Source organism: Diplocloster modestus (genome assembly GCF_019042245.1).
In the GTDB taxonomy this organism is placed as follows: Bacteria; Bacillota; Clostridia; order Lachnospirales; family Lachnospiraceae; genus Diplocloster; species Diplocloster modestus.
In genome coordinates this window covers 26163-40435 of the sequence record NZ_JAHQCX010000001.1, presented here as the reverse complement: position 1 = coordinate 40435, position 14273 = coordinate 26163, and the positions used below count along the sequence as shown (strand labels likewise).

Annotated in this window: 21 protein-coding genes; all 21 read right to left on the bottom strand. The window is 43.8% G+C overall.

The annotated features are described in order from the left end of the window. Positions 1 to 7: 7 nt before the first annotated feature. Positions 8 to 946, bottom strand: coding sequence for a hypothetical protein (locus KTH90_RS00250; protein ID WP_238726023.1), 939 nt, complete (start codon positions 944 to 946; stop codon positions 8 to 10). A gap of 19 nt (positions 947 to 965) precedes the next feature. Further along, on the bottom strand, positions 966 to 1568 hold the full coding sequence (locus KTH90_RS00245) for a DUF4355 domain-containing protein (protein ID WP_238726022.1): 603 nt from the start codon (positions 1566 to 1568) through the stop codon (positions 966 to 968). Between the two features lie 264 nt (positions 1569 to 1832). Beyond that, positions 1833 to 2138: a hypothetical protein gene (locus KTH90_RS00240; protein ID WP_238726021.1), complete on the bottom strand. Its 306-nt coding sequence runs from the start codon at positions 2136 to 2138 to the stop codon at positions 1833 to 1835. 26 nt (positions 2139 to 2164) lie between these two features. Further along, a complete protein-coding gene (locus KTH90_RS00235; protein ID WP_238726020.1) occupies positions 2165 to 2335 on the bottom strand; it encodes a hypothetical protein in 171 nt (56 codons plus the stop codon). A 2-nt stretch (positions 2336 to 2337) separates the two neighbouring features. Then, complete coding sequence (locus KTH90_RS00230) at positions 2338 to 3912, bottom strand: minor capsid protein (RefSeq protein WP_238726019.1); 1575 nt, start codon at positions 3910 to 3912, stop codon at positions 2338 to 2340. Further along, a complete protein-coding gene (locus tag KTH90_RS00225) occupies positions 3902 to 5299 on the bottom strand; it encodes a phage portal protein (protein WP_238726018.1) in 1398 nt (465 codons plus the stop codon). The genes KTH90_RS00230 and KTH90_RS00225 overlap by 11 nt, the downstream gene beginning before the upstream one ends. 13 nt (positions 5300 to 5312) lie before the next feature. Further along, positions 5313 to 6722, bottom strand: coding sequence for a PBSX family phage terminase large subunit (locus KTH90_RS00220; protein ID WP_238726017.1), 1410 nt, complete (start codon positions 6720 to 6722; stop codon positions 5313 to 5315). Then, positions 6715 to 7506, bottom strand: a complete 792-nt coding sequence (terS, locus tag KTH90_RS00215) for a phage terminase small subunit (protein ID WP_238726016.1) — start codon at positions 7504 to 7506, stop codon at positions 6715 to 6717. The genes KTH90_RS00220 and terS overlap by 8 nt, the downstream gene beginning before the upstream one ends. A gap of 169 nt (positions 7507 to 7675) precedes the next feature. Further along, positions 7676 to 8083 carry a hypothetical protein gene (locus KTH90_RS00210; RefSeq protein ID WP_238726015.1) on the bottom strand — a complete coding sequence of 136 codons (408 nt, stop codon included), beginning with the start codon at positions 8081 to 8083 and terminating at the stop codon, positions 7676 to 7678. A 1-nt stretch (position 8084) separates the two neighbouring features. Next, positions 8085 to 8333 (bottom strand): hypothetical protein, encoded by a 249-nt coding sequence (locus tag KTH90_RS00205; protein WP_238726014.1) that lies wholly within the window; start codon positions 8331 to 8333, stop codon positions 8085 to 8087. 11 nt (positions 8334 to 8344) lie between these two features. Further along, positions 8345 to 9397, bottom strand: a complete 1053-nt coding sequence (locus tag KTH90_RS00200; protein WP_238726013.1) for a tyrosine-type recombinase/integrase — start codon at positions 9395 to 9397, stop codon at positions 8345 to 8347. 196 nt (positions 9398 to 9593) lie between these two features. Continuing rightward, positions 9594 to 9845 (bottom strand): LexA family protein, encoded by a 252-nt coding sequence (locus KTH90_RS00195; protein ID WP_238726012.1) that lies wholly within the window; start codon positions 9843 to 9845, stop codon positions 9594 to 9596. Continuing rightward, the gene (locus KTH90_RS00190) at positions 9842 to 10003 is read right to left on the bottom strand and encodes a hypothetical protein (protein WP_238726011.1); all 162 of its coding nucleotides are present in this window, start codon (positions 10001 to 10003) and stop codon (positions 9842 to 9844) included. Before KTH90_RS00190 ends, KTH90_RS00195 begins: the two co-directional genes overlap by 4 nt. Before the next feature lie 328 nt (positions 10004 to 10331). Beyond that, a complete protein-coding gene (locus KTH90_RS00185) occupies positions 10332 to 10553 on the bottom strand; it encodes a hypothetical protein (RefSeq protein ID WP_238726010.1) in 222 nt (73 codons plus the stop codon). Between the two features lie 23 nt (positions 10554 to 10576). Then, complete coding sequence (locus tag KTH90_RS00180) at positions 10577 to 10837, bottom strand: hypothetical protein (protein WP_238726009.1); 261 nt, start codon at positions 10835 to 10837, stop codon at positions 10577 to 10579. Between the two features lie 138 nt (positions 10838 to 10975). Then, positions 10976 to 11143 carry a hypothetical protein gene (locus KTH90_RS00175; RefSeq protein ID WP_238726008.1) on the bottom strand — a complete coding sequence of 56 codons (168 nt, stop codon included), beginning with the start codon at positions 11141 to 11143 and terminating at the stop codon, positions 10976 to 10978. 29 nt (positions 11144 to 11172) lie between these two features. Continuing rightward, positions 11173 to 11451 (bottom strand): hypothetical protein, encoded by a 279-nt coding sequence (locus tag KTH90_RS00170; RefSeq protein WP_238726007.1) that lies wholly within the window; start codon positions 11449 to 11451, stop codon positions 11173 to 11175. 192 nt (positions 11452 to 11643) lie between these two features. Further along, on the bottom strand, positions 11644 to 11799 hold the full coding sequence (locus KTH90_RS00165) for a hypothetical protein (RefSeq protein ID WP_238726006.1): 156 nt from the start codon (positions 11797 to 11799) through the stop codon (positions 11644 to 11646). A gap of 32 nt (positions 11800 to 11831) precedes the next feature. Beyond that, positions 11832 to 12170 (bottom strand): DUF551 domain-containing protein, encoded by a 339-nt coding sequence (locus tag KTH90_RS00160; RefSeq protein WP_238726005.1) that lies wholly within the window; start codon positions 12168 to 12170, stop codon positions 11832 to 11834. An 88-nt stretch (positions 12171 to 12258) separates the two neighbouring features. Then, positions 12259 to 12990 carry an HNH endonuclease gene (locus tag KTH90_RS00155; protein WP_238726004.1) on the bottom strand — a complete coding sequence of 244 codons (732 nt, stop codon included), beginning with the start codon at positions 12988 to 12990 and terminating at the stop codon, positions 12259 to 12261. Positions 12991 to 13085: 95 nt separating this feature from the next. Further along, positions 13086 to 14261, bottom strand: a complete 1176-nt coding sequence (locus tag KTH90_RS00150; RefSeq protein ID WP_238726003.1) for a phosphoadenosine phosphosulfate reductase domain-containing protein — start codon at positions 14259 to 14261, stop codon at positions 13086 to 13088. Positions 14262 to 14273: the final 12 nt, after the last annotated feature.

Below are 14273 nucleotides of genomic sequence, written 5' to 3'. Positions count from 1 at the left end.
ATCCTCCTTATGCAGACGGAGCTGCATCTTTGATATTCAGGTAGATGCTGTCTAACTTGTTGTCCAATACCCATATATCATGGAATCGACGATAATCCATCTGCCATGCATTCAGTTTCTGGTTGACAGCCGGGTCGAAGATACGCATGATATCCTGTTTCGTGATTGCAATCGGCGTTGTACGTGGGCAGATGAAGAAGTTAATATCCTTTGCCGTCGTACCTTTGATGTATCCTCCCTGTTCCTGGCCAGCAGTCTTTCCGTCATAAATCGTGATGGCCGTGTACATGCGATTGGACGGCGTGGACACAATCGGGACTCCATCAACAGATGGTACTGCCGTGTCAACTCCGCCTTTTGAAAATGTTGTATTCGTAATCTTTCCAGATAACTCCAGCTCCAACTCCAGAATTATGTCTGGCGTGGCATGGATCACCAACGGACCGTTATACAGTTCACGAATGGCCTTAATCCCTTCTTTGATTTTCCGCAGGGCGGAGGTTCCGGTCGCTCCCGGGGTATAACCGTACTCAACCATTCCAGCTTTTTTTGCCGCAACCGTCTCTGCGGCAATCTTGCTGATACGGTAGGCGTCAATCTCGGGTACCACGAAAACGCGCTGGAATTCACCCATGACAGCCGACGCAGTAGTCACAAAGTTGTTTTCGTTGATGTCAATCGGGTCGAGCTGGAACTTACGTCCTCTGTCCTGAGTCATCTTCCTGGTCTCGTATTCCAGAGTGACGCCTCCCTGCTGATATCCATTATCACGGTCATAGTCTCCCAGTCCCTGTACAGACATTTTAGGGATTTTTACCTCAGCGCCTCCATTGTAAATAACCTGGCCGGCATTTGCATCCATCCATCCTGTAACGGCCTCCCGGATTGCTACCTTATCCAAAGTGTTCTGAAAAAGTGTTGCTGTTGCTAATGTGTTAATTGCCATAGTCTTCTATCATCCTTTCTTATATGTTTCCCATCATCAGGTTTTCTACCTGTTTTGCAAGGTCATCATCTCCACCTGCTGGTGCTTTCTTCGGCGGCGTACCGCCTTTTAATTTTTCTTCTACTGCCGCCTGTACGGCTTCCTGGAATGCTTTTTCGACAGCCGTAATTGACTTGTTACATGAATCTGCATCAGTGTAATTAAGCACTTCTGCAAGATCAATAGGAAGCTTCTTCTCTGACAGCGTATTTTTTGCCTCGGCCATTAGTTCTCGTCTGGTGATCTCCGCTTCCCTTTTGGTCAGTTCCTTTTCTTGCTTTTGGCGCATGTATTCCGCTTTTTCTTCCTTTGTCATTTTCGCCAGTTTTTCTGCCTCAGTAGCTTTCTCATCATAAAGAACCTCCAGCTTCGATCTCTGGGTTTCTAATGCTTTTTGTACTCTCCGGTCAAATTCGGATTGATAATCCTTGTCAGACATTAATTCGTCGAAGGTTTTCTTTTCAGGTTCGTTTCCCGCTCCGTCGCCTTCACCGCCAGCGTCGTCTCCATTTCCCGCACCATCGTCTCCACTAACTGGCGCTCCAGCGCCTCCCCCGGTCCCAGCACCTTCATCCGGTGCCATGAATGGTTCTCTAATTAGTGGTATCTTGCAAAAAATCCTCGATTGACCAAACAAATTGTTCATATACTTCATACTTTTCACCCTTTCCGCCCCGGTCTGTTCTTTGCCCAGATCGTTGCATAAAAATAACACCCGGAAAATCCGCGTGTTTCTACATATGTTTATCTGTATCTTTCAATAGGCGCCTTCACCCCGCCGCCCGGAGGGAGATAACCGGATCACCTCCTCGTATCAAAAAAGCACCCCGAAGGATGCTTCATGAAATTATACTTTCCAATGATGCCCACAGCTTTGGCAGACAGCCACAGTTTTGTTAAATGTTTTATTTGCGCTGATTGTCCTTCCGCCGGCCTTGTTTTTGTTGCGATGGAATAACAGTGAAATCCCCATTGTGCATACCGCAAGGAGGAATTTCATTGCAACCTTTATGGCCCACCACCACCAACCGATAAGCAGCCAGTATAAAAAACTGTGGCCTGATTTTCCAAACGAATGAATACTACCTCCTATGCTGGCCGTTTGTTCCCGTTGCACTATAACGTTTTGGCTCCCGCATTTTGGACATTTCATATGCATCCCTCCTATTATAAAAATTATTAGATCTTAACCACCTTACTGACATCATCCAGCGTTTTATCATACAGGGTCTCCCAATCGTCAGGAGAGCTGCCAACATCTAAAATTAACGAGCCATTCGGGAAAACCTCCATGACACTTGCCTGGCGGCCGTCTTTCAGTATTACTGTATCAAATTCTTTAACTTCCAAAGTTACTCCACCTCTTTTATATATGCACTTGCCATGACTGTTTTTCCATCCCCAACAGACCATCCAACTACCACATTCGCCGGTGTGCCTTTTAATCCGTACAATATAATCCTCTGTTCATACATATCAACGAATCCATTATTATGCTTGAATACTGCAGGATACTTTGTTGCGCTTTTCGAAATTGCATTCTGTAACTCCTGCCAGTTATGGGAATTATATCCCAGCCTGGATGCAAATGCCTTTCCCTTTGCTAAACCCTCCGCATACACGCCGCCAAACAAATATTGCAAAAACTTTTTGTCCGAAGCAGATGCATTTTCTGCATTTGGAAGCTTCCGTTCCGGATGTTCTATCAGCTCATCCCGCCTCTTATAATCCAGCTTTGTGTACTTCCATTTCTCAGGATTAGTATACTTCATTTTTTGGAAATCGTCCAGCTCTTCCGGTACATCCTCACCTAATATTTTTCTATATTTCAGATGTTGCCTCCGGTCTGTAGCTCTGGATTTGATTTTCATTTCTTCCAGTTCGACATCCGGTTTTCCGCGAACATATTTATCATACCATTCCTGGTATGTCATTGATCTCGGCACCTTGATCCGCTTTCCTGTTTCTGGATCGATCGCTGCTCTTTGCATCTTATCAATAAGCGATCTGTCCAAAACAGATATTGTTGTAGACCTGCACCAGGGATGCATGGGTGGACAATTCTTTCCGATCTGCCGTTCATTGACAGGAAATATCTTCCCGTCCAGCTCCCGGCAGATTAAAGATGTTCTTAAATCCAACGTTGCGAGGTAAAGATATTCTTCAATCCCGCATTTCTCATAAGCCTTGCAATTTATCTCTGTTGACACATAATTGCTTTCAGTCCGTACAAGTCTCCTGGCATTGCTGGCCCCCTGCCCGAACTTGTTGGCTATAATTTCAGCGGCTTCCCGGTTGGTGCGGCCTGTAACCAGATTGACCAGCAATTCTTCTTTCAGATCCCGCGCAAGTGCCTGTGTATTTCCCCAGATACGCTTCGAATAATTTTCCCCGGACCAGCGACTATTCACTACCTGGTCAATCGCTTTTGCTGACACATGGCTAAAAGAAAAACCTGCATCGGCGCGCTGCTGAATATTGTATATACTACGATAATATGATTCTTTTGCAAGATCCGTGTAAAAATCCGTGCTGATTGCTTTCTCCTGCCGGTACACATCTTGCATAACCATGTCAAGCTGTGCCTGTACCTGCCGAAGGCGCTCCAGCCTGGCCTGATATGCCGGTGCCTCCAGTTGAGACATAAGCTGACGCTTTGATTCGCCCTTATTTCCATTCCGCAGCTTCTGCAGGAGTTCATCCAGAGAGGTTTTATCATGTAAAGTATTAATGAGCTGCCTGGCCTCTGTCTCTGACAATTTGTGCTTAGTCTGATACTTATCAAAGATAGCATCAGCCTGCAAGGAGAGATAGCGAGATACCTTTTGATACAGGGTCGATATCTGATCTGCCGTATCCTCCGCCCTCTGAAAGACATTGAATGCGTCCTGTACCTGCCGCATTTTCCAGTAGTCGCTACTCTTCATCGTCTATATCACCATCTTCCGGCGGCTCATTAGGTTGATTCCCGAAGAGTTCTTTCTGCCTCTCGATATTCTCCCGCTCTTCTTTCTCGACCTCTTTCAATTCCGCATCAGGATCCTCCACAAATGGGATCTGGGATAACAATGTCTTACGCCCGACCTTTCCCCATAGGTTAGCCACATACTGGCTGATTTCAAGCAGATTTTTGGGCATAGCCCGCGTAAATGTAGTCGTAATCCCTGATATATCCACGATCACACCAGACCTGGTATTTAAAAAGTTAGCAAAAATGTGTAATCTTTTCCTCAATCCTTTTTTGTAATATCGCGTCTTGATCTTTGTGATATTCTCCATGCCTAATAGTTTAAACTCCATAGCCACGCCAGACACGTTTCCGCCGAAGCTCTCATCCGTCATGCATGGGATGTGCGAAAATTTATGTATATCCTGTTCAATCGCTTTTTTTAGAATCTCAATTCCAGCCTCATCGAATGTTCGTGTCAGGTATTCTGCTTTTGCTCCTTCTGGGAATTCAATCATTCGTTCTTTTTTCAGCCTCTTCATTGCCTCTCGGCTGCCCTCTCCGTCCCCCTCAACCTCTGCATCCTCATCTGAAAGGAGCGCCCCATAAATGGCTAATATAGCATCGATGAACTGCTCTTTATCCGTAATACGGTCGCTCATCAACGCGTTGTAGGCGTCAATCAGCGGTATCTGTAATTCATAATCACCAATGGCCAGCTTATTGTTCAGATATTCGACAACCGGGACCTCTCCCTTAAAATGTGGTTCTGGCCCATCCAGTATCCCCTGCGGCCCATCAATGTCCTCGATATTTGCCACATACTTATAATTCTTCGTCAGGATCGTAGCCACATATATCGTATTCACTTTATCCCGGGAATCCACTTTGGCATAATAATAAACCGCAAAAAGTTCATTCTGCTCTATACTGTCATCATAAACTAAAAATGTATTCTCAGGTTCCAGATTTTTAATCTGCAGGTCTGTGGCATCCTGTTTGGTGTATATGTATTCGTAGGCACGCCCATAAATACTGAGATCCAGACCATTATCTCCATCTGCCTCATCCGCCCCTGCGGTCTCCAGCGCATCTGTAAGGGCTGTGATATCCCCTTTGCTTTTATAGGATACTGGATTACCGATAAAATAAGATGTGGCCGTGTCTGATATGTCTTTTGCATGGTTGCATACTAACTTATTTTGCCGTTCGGAATCTTCCAGTATCTTATGATGGCCTTCATAATAAGCTTTCAGCTTAGTAAGATTCGGCACACACGTCCTATGTTTCATAATCAGGTGCCGGATCGCCTGCTTATCTATATTTAATTCATCCCACTCCGTCGCCGGCATCGTAAATACATGCATCTATATCACCTCTTTAATGGAATCCGGCTTTCGCCTTGTTTTTTATTCTCGCTATATTGTTGCTCAGTATCGTATAACAGAAATATCTGACCGCATCCATGGCATGGTCGTGCTGTTTGATCGGCGCATCTTCACCACGTTCTGCAGCCTTTTCATCCCAGATGTATGAAGCAAACTCCATAATCGTATTGACGCAGGATGAGCTAAACACAATCTTTGCCCTGTTCAGGAGTGTTCCAACCAGACGAATACCATCTTCCACATCATTCTTGGCTTTAAGGACACTATATCCTCGCTTTCGTAACTCTGCGATAAACGATGCTGCCGAAGGATCTACAATAACCGCTTTGACATTCGTGCCATCCAGCCATTCTTCTAAATCATCCGCATACTCAGCATCTGTTTTTTGTAGTCCCTTATCACGACCTGAATAATAATATTCCCTGATACAGTACCATTTGCCATCCACACCCTTATTCCAGAGTAGAAAGGCTGTGGCATTCTGTGTACCGTAGTCAATACTGACGTATCTATTCGCATTGATGAGCTGTTGGAAGAACTTCATTATTGGTTTGACATGCTTCTCTTCCGAGAACATATCGTAGATAATCCCCTCTGCCATTGCCCAAAGGCCCAGAATATACCGCTTATAGAATACTCCTGTGTACATGCTCCGGTATCTGGCTTTGATCTTTTCAGACAGGCTTAGGTTGTCATCCATTGTGAAGTGCAGATACAGGATCTGTTTTAATATCTCGCCCTTTGCTTGCAACTCTCTGGCTCTTTCCTTGCCTAAATATCCAACCGATTTGTCGATCCATTTGAGTTTGAACCAATGATATGGTCCATCTGGGTTGCAGTTGAACCAATACTTGCTTCCATCCACAGAACAACGACCTGTAGCCTGGTTGACAAAGGATTCTGGCATCAGAGCAACCTCATCAAAAAATACTCCCGCCAGTGTGATACCTTGGATAAGATCCTGTGAGCGCTCATCCTTGCCACCAAAAATATAAAAATAGTTCTCTCTGCCGCCTTTTGCGACTACCAGAAGATTATCTGCTCTGTGGTCTGATATAGCATAACCTCTGGATTTCAGCATTAATTTCAACCAGAAAAGCACATTACGCCGGAAACTTCCAATAGTCTTGCCACACATGCCAAAGTTCTGACCTGCGAATATTTCCATTGCCCACATAACAAATGACAATGACATACAGACCGTTTTTCCAGACCTTATCGCACCGTCAGCAATAATCCCATCCATATCTTTAACCGGGGATTCAGGGCACCACCATGTCAATACCTGCTTCTGTTTATCGGAAAAAGGCTTAAATTTGAATATTGAAGAACCGGCGCAGCGACTACGTTTCTGCTTCATCTGTTCAATCCTGATTTTCAGCTTTTGTATTTTCTCATACATCTGCGTCACCCCAGATTTCCGATGCAGTAGCATTCATAGCATCCATAAAGCCATCGTCTTTCTGATCATCCCCCGAACCATCTTGTTTTACAATCTCCAGTTCAAACTTCATGGCTTCTAGTTCCAGGTGTGCATCATCATATCCAAATTTATGCAGAGCTTCGATAGCTCTCTGCCGTCTAGCCTGCACCCTGGTAAGGGCGTCCTCAATAGCCTGTATTTGTCCTAAGATACTTTCATATTCCTTAAGGTCAGTCAATTTCCCCTTATCAAATCCGGTAGAGTATTTCACAATAGACATACCGGAGGGCGGCTTGTTCTCTTCATCTTCTGCAAACTCTGGCAATTCCTCCAGACTTCTCAAGCTTTTAATGCGTTTCAGCATTCGGCGTTCCCGGACTGTCAAAAGCTGTATCTCCTGTAGTAAGAGCTGTTCCTTGTCAGGCTGCACCATATTGATAAGCCTCATCTCATCCGGTTCCAGGGTATCAAAAAAAACTGTTTCAAATTCTCCTGTCTTGACTGCATTTTTATTTTGCCTTGGTGCGGCTCCGCCCTTATTTCCTTCGGCATTTTTGTTGCCAGGCTGTCCCCCTTTTTTCTTTGTTGTACAACTTTCCTTTGATTGTTGTACAACTTTCCATTTGTCCCGACTCTTCCAGACAGCAATTACCTTTTCATCTTCGTCCAAAAGAGTAGCTATTTCTCTATTTGTGATTATCCCTCCGTGCTGCTTATATATTTCATAAGCCTTATCACGGTTTAGGCTACGTTCTCTCGGCAAGAACCACCACCTCTCATTCGTGTTTGTTTTAAAGGAGGCTCCCCGGCGCCCTAAGTTTCATGCTCCGGGAGAGGGTACAAAAAGAGGCCGCCCTACCATGGGTGACCTCTTAATAAAAATTCCATGATAGTATTATACCCTATTGACTTGTCCCGTGAGTACGGTTCTTTTATAATTTTTTCTGATCTAATATCCAATAAAACTTTCGGCGTCTATCGTAATACATATCTTTTCCGCACGGCATACCCATAACTGTTTTCAAATACTTAAAAGTTAACTCTTCGGTAACAGCCTTAACGATGTACGGATAAATTGTGGGATCTGCTTCCTTTGCTGATTCTTCGATTATCTTGCAGTTTTTTTCCAATATCGCTCTCCGAACTGCAAGATTCTGCGTTGCATCTACGTTCCCGTTATGTATAGGCATACCGGTGATTTTAAAGCTTCCCACTGTGTCGATCTTGTAATTAAGCTCATCTTTCCACTCTCCGTATTGAAGGCAGAAATGGTATAGTTCCTGGAATCGATGCTTACTGATATTGTACTTATGCCTGTTTAATGGTCTGACTTTCCCCATGTCAATCACTCTCCTTTTTAATCCTCTCCGCTATCCTCCGGATCGTCTCCCGCTCCCAGTCATCCAGCCGGAAACTGTACCGCCGGATATCCGCCAGCGCCTCCTTAATGTCCACCCGTACCTCCGCCGGTCCATCCCTGTACGCCGACCGGCGGAATGCCTGGTCTGCGGATGGATCTACCGGGCACCGGGACATGTTGTTGTGTGCTGCTCTTTTAAGCTGCCGATCCCGTTCGTAATTGTTAAGCACCAAACCCCTCCTTATACCATTGCCATACCTAACTGATTGTGGGCATGGCGCATCTGTCCTGTGTTACGTGCTACATAATATGTCCGGCTTGTCGCAAAATCTTTGTGTCCCATCATATCAGCGACCAGATCGCCGCTTGCTCCAGACTCGCATAGCCATGTGCCGAATGTATGTCTAAACAAATGCGGGTACACTCTCCGGTTCATACCGGCCCTAGATGCTATACATTTCAGGGCCGATCTTATACCACTATCTTTTAAAGTGCCATGAAAACCACGATACCGAACAAACAAAGAAGGATTTTTGTCTGTTCTTGAATCCAAGTATTCCTTTACATGTACTTTTGCTATAGAATCTAAGAATACGGTCCTATATGTCTTTGTTTTAGGTGCATATACCAATATGTCTCCCGTAGTCCAATCAATATCTTGATACTTCGTTATGATCACCTCTCCTACACGTACTCCGGTACTCCTTAGATATTCAATCAACGCTCGATCCCGTAATGTCCGGCATCCTCCACGCAGTATTTCCATTTCCTCGCGCGTCAAAAAATCAATCGGCTTACGTATCACTTGTTCGGGATCTACCTCTTCAACCGGATTCTCCGTGATCAGTTTCGCCTTGCGCATCCACGAGAAGAAAGCGCAAAGGTATCTACGTTCATTATTCATGGTGCTGTTCTGGTTTTCTTTCTCTGGGTTCCGGGTCCGATACCACCGGAGGTACTGCTCAATGTCCAGACTGTCCATTTCCACAAGCTTCTTATTCTGTATTACTGTCAACAGATTCTTAACTGCAGTAAGGTACCGCTCATTTGTACCATTAGAGAGTTTAGGTGCCTTCTTAATCCCGTAAAGTCCCAGCACATATTTATTCGCTTCATCCACGCTCTTTTTTGTCACCGCCGGAAGTGTAGTGATCTCCTCAAGATTGACCCGGACCAGCTCTTCCACCACAATTTGCCGGAGGACTTGCAATGCATTAGCCCCCATCCCCATCGCGATTGATGCTTTTAGCAATATATTATCTACAATTGTCTCTTTTGTTTGCTGATTGTACATAGATTTTTCCTCCTTTGTATTGCCTGGGAGGACCAAAAGTGGTATAATTATCCCAGGTAGTATAGATGCAGCGGAGATTACTTTGGCGAGTGGATCCGCTGCTTTTTTGGTTTTATCACCGAACATATTTTCGTAACATATGTTCGATCGATGATTCTTTTTTTGGGTCCCGGCGCTGTGGCCAGAACCCTTAGTCTCAATCAGTTTTTGTGTATTTGTATCCTGGCACTGTGATCGTCCGGGGCTGTCCGTCAAGAAAATCTATCATGCCCTCGTCTCTCATCCGCTGCAGGTGATTATAGACGGATGATGTGGAGTCCAGGCATACCATGTCCCCAATCTCACGGGTGGTCGGCGGGTAGCCATATGTCTGTATGTAGCCTATGATACGCTTGAGGATATCTTGTCTCATCTCTCTCCCGTGTGAAGCCATTGAATCATTACTCATCTTGTTCTCTCCCCCTCCAGACAACTATACGCTTGTGCCAGATTACACACGACACAGCTCACCTGCTCATTAAATTCGGCGCTCTGTCGGTTGTCTAACGCCTCCAGGGCCATGTCTATCCTATCCAGGATCGTCTCCCTGATATCATCAATGTCCATCCTATCTCCTCCTTAAATCTCCGTTTACGCTACGAATTCATGTATCGCCCAAAAAGGTAACGTAACTACCCATAATATCGCAAATATTGCTTGTATAATAGATCCAGCTACAATCTCAAGTAGGCATAATAACATGATGCGTAGATATCGCCTTGTTATGTTATGATGTTTTATATAATGATAACAAAATCTTAAGTCATTAAGTGGCCTTATAAAGATCTGATTAAACCAATTACCTTTAGTTCTTATAACTTTATTGCACCTTCCACATGTGCATTCTCTTTCCCTTATCAAGTAATCATTCCTCTCCTTAAATCCGTTTAATGCATTACTCAAGCATTATATCAGGACAAGTATCTTCAATGAATTCATAGCTCCCGCCTAGGTGCTCAATTTCTTCAAGAAGATCATCTTTTGACTCATAGTCTCCTTCATCTATCATGTATCCGATTACTCCTTCGATTGCGTCCAGTTTTTCATCTGATTCAGCCCTAATACTTATCGTGTGATTATAAGTCATAATTTCCTGTAAATCGAAACTTCTTTCCACGATCATCCTTCCTTCTAAAAATTTCAGTTTTGCAAACTATCAGCTATTTCTTCCGCGATACGTTCACTTATATTTTTGACTATTTCGTCTTTATTTAGGCTTGTCATAAGCGTCTTAACCGCTTCATCCGTGACCCTATCCTTAACGGCCATGTCAACAGCATTTCGCATGTACTGTTTCCAATCCCATTCCCGCATTAAAGTGTTAATCCGATCTCCCATGCGTTTCTTAATCTGGTTGACCGCCCATTCTTGTAGCCCCTCTTCGTTAATTTCTATAACCAAGTTTCCTTACTCCTTTCTTAAATTTCAAGCTATCCTTTTTCGAACCTACCGCACCCACCCTTTTCCGAGTGGCGATCACAACTCCAAAACCATTTACACAATAAGCAGGTTATAATCTCTTTTGACATCTCAAATCTCCTAAATCCTAAATTCATTGCGTGCTGCGTCTGCTATAACTCGCTGCAACCAGTCACGGGCGTCGCGCTTTCGGATCGGATCGCAAAATTCCAGCGATACAGAAAAGTTATGTTCGTTTTCTTCTCGATTTTCATCCTCCACACTAACGCTAAACAGTTTGTTTTTCATAGCACATCTACCTTCCTTAAACCCTAATTTTAATTGCTATTTCTTATTTTTCTTAAATGTTTCCGATATTTTCTGCTATATTTACGTAAAATTAAATCTAGCATAATACTATTTGTTTGATCGATTGATTCAGGCATTGTGGTAAGGTATGGGTAGTGCTCTTTATCGTCAACCAGTACTTTAAATATCAAATCAAGCGCATACTGGGCGCCAATTGGTGGGTCGCATAATTCAAACTCGTTATCTTTATACCAATCGTTTATCTTTTCGGATAATCCCTCAAAAGATATATCATCTCTCCAAATCATTTTCACATTATCTCCTAAACCCTAATTATGAATCTAACGTTTGGTCCCATATATTTCTCCAGTACCTGTACTGCGTCTCGTGATGGTGAAAACGCGTTGATTGATTCATGCAAACTTTGTAATGATGGTGTAAGATAATTTCTATAATCCACAACTTCATACGTCTAATCATGCCTTTTTTCCTCCTAACTTTTAATTGTCCAGCATATCGAGAGGGAAATGATACACTCTCCCATCTGCCTCGATAACAAATATCATGCGCCCATAAGGGCTGTCCTTAACTGCTGTGACAATACCAGCATGACCGTCTATGCATACAGCAAAGTCACCGATCTGTGGTTCTTGCATTCCGTTTCCTCCTTCCTGTTTTCTCGGAAATTTTAATTCTGTGAGTTAAATGGCTCCGGAAGTGGCATCCAGGCAATTACCTTGTAGCATTCCCCGCAGCAATCATTTGACTTCCACTTTTTACTTTTCGGTCCATACCATGCAGTGTACATCGCGCCACCCCAGGACTGCACCAGGACTGTTTCTTTTTTCTCTGGCAGCCGCTCCGTCACCGGTATCCATCTTGCATTTATGTAATGCTCTATCATTTGTTCGACCCTAAAGACCGGAATCAACTCTGACCCGTTTGTGTAAATTTCCTTTCCGTCTTTGAAAGAATAGCCTTTAATAAATTCCATAGCGCTATCCGGATAATTCATATTGTCACCCATCTTCTTCCTCCTTCTCAAAATTCCGATTTATCTACCTAAATCTAGACAGAAAAAAACCAACCATCGAATACTGATAGTTGGCTTTTGCTTAATTTTGATTATATTTTACAATTTGTCTCAATTCATCAATGGTTATTATTCGATCCTTTCTTCTATGCAACATTCGATGACAATTCGAACATACTGTTGCGAGATCCGTATCCGGATTTATTTCTACTTCATCATTCAGATTATATAGTGGATTTTTGTGATGAACCTCTATATATTTTTCTCCAAGCTCTCCATATGCTGCCTTGAAATCAAATCCACATACCATACATTTGCATCCATGTAGCCGAATGGCATCTTCCCGACACTTTACATTTCTTTCGTACTTTGTAGTATAATATACCTTTTTCTTTCCCTCTGTATAACACGATAAGTCCTCTACTACATCTTGCAGATAGTTTATTGCGTTTCGTTCTAATTTGATCATTTCAGCATTATATCTGTCTGGTCCGATTTTTTGAAATTTAATTCCTATCTGTTTCAAGATATTATCAGGAGAAAACATATACCGATTCAGCCCACAAGCTTCGCGGAAATCAACTTTCCAAAAAATCCGGGTTCTTCCTTCCCTCATTTCAATAAAAGCTTTATGCTCCTGTCCGTTCACCTCGAGTATGATGTTCTTTTTCCCACCATTTCCAATATCATTTAGATCCCAAAATTTTCTAGTCTGTATTGGAACCCCTGATCCATGGTGTCTAACCACTGAGGTATCAACATGTTTTATTGCCACATCGTCCCATAATTCCCATGAAAAGTATCTCTCTCCCATTGACTTATCCTTTGTAGAAATGTGATATCTCCATTATAAGTCTGCTTTTCCCAACTATCAATATTCAGTTTTCAAGGTACACTTAATTTTGTTGATTAACACGGCCCGCCTTCCGCTCCATGGAATGCCCCGGCAGGATACATCCAATCGCCAGTTACATATATATCATCTGCCTTAAAATCACCTGTTACCAAACTGTGTATTGCCTTTGTATCTCCATGATAGACACAAGACTTTGCATCTCCTACAAATGTATCCAGGTCGCACTTATTATCCAATGTAAAGCCCAGTATTCGTTCGTCCTGTTTAAGTAACTCGAAATCCTCCGGGTACAGCTCACGTATCCCTGCAAATAAGGGCGGTGTTGAAAAGATACACATTGCACAGCTGCACCGGTTCCACCCGGCCCGGTAACAAGGATGAGGATTTACTCTGTGCCGCTTGAGCACCTCCCATACGTCCTTTTCCGAATAGTCTATAACCGGCCTCCATTGATGCACCCGGCGGTGCGCTTTGGCCGTGGCATTGGTACGGTGTATCTCCATCTCGTTATACTTGCTTCTCCCGGCTGACTCCCCGCGACGCTCCCCAGATACCACCAGCACCCTAACATCGCGCCTGGTCTTATCCAGATCCCCGTTTTCTCCTAATTCATCGAGATTGCGAATCACTGTGTCTGCCACCTCGCGCTTAAGCTGCGCGCTGCACCAACGGCCATTTCCGATGCTTCCCTTTGCCGGAAATTTATGGCATTTACCACCTATCTGCTCCAATTCTCCTGTACGACTTAGATTGCTCACTACTGCATCTGCAACCATGATTTTTAAATATGCACTACACCAACGGCGGCTCAAATCACCTGTTTTCATGGGAAACTTCATCCGATAGCCATACTCTTTCAGCTGCTCCTCCATATCTTCTGTAGCCTTCTTTTTGATTTCCATGCACTTAAGATAGTTCCGCGACAGCTTACACTGTCGGATTTCTCCGGTATCTGGTTCCATCCATTCCACCGGTTCTGATGCCCCCACACGGTATAATTCGCCAAAAAACCCATTTACCCTCCATGACAACCGCAATGGTACATCCTCTGCTTCCGCAAATGCCCTCACGTAGCTCTGCGTACACCTCCAATCCATCCTGCGGCAAGGGTGCCCACCATCAATATCGTGGTGCCAAAACTCTATTTTCTCCTTCGGAACACCCAACTCCAAAAGTTTGTAATAACATGCAATACTGTCTTTCCCTCCGGAAAGTAACACTGCAATCATATCGTAATTTTC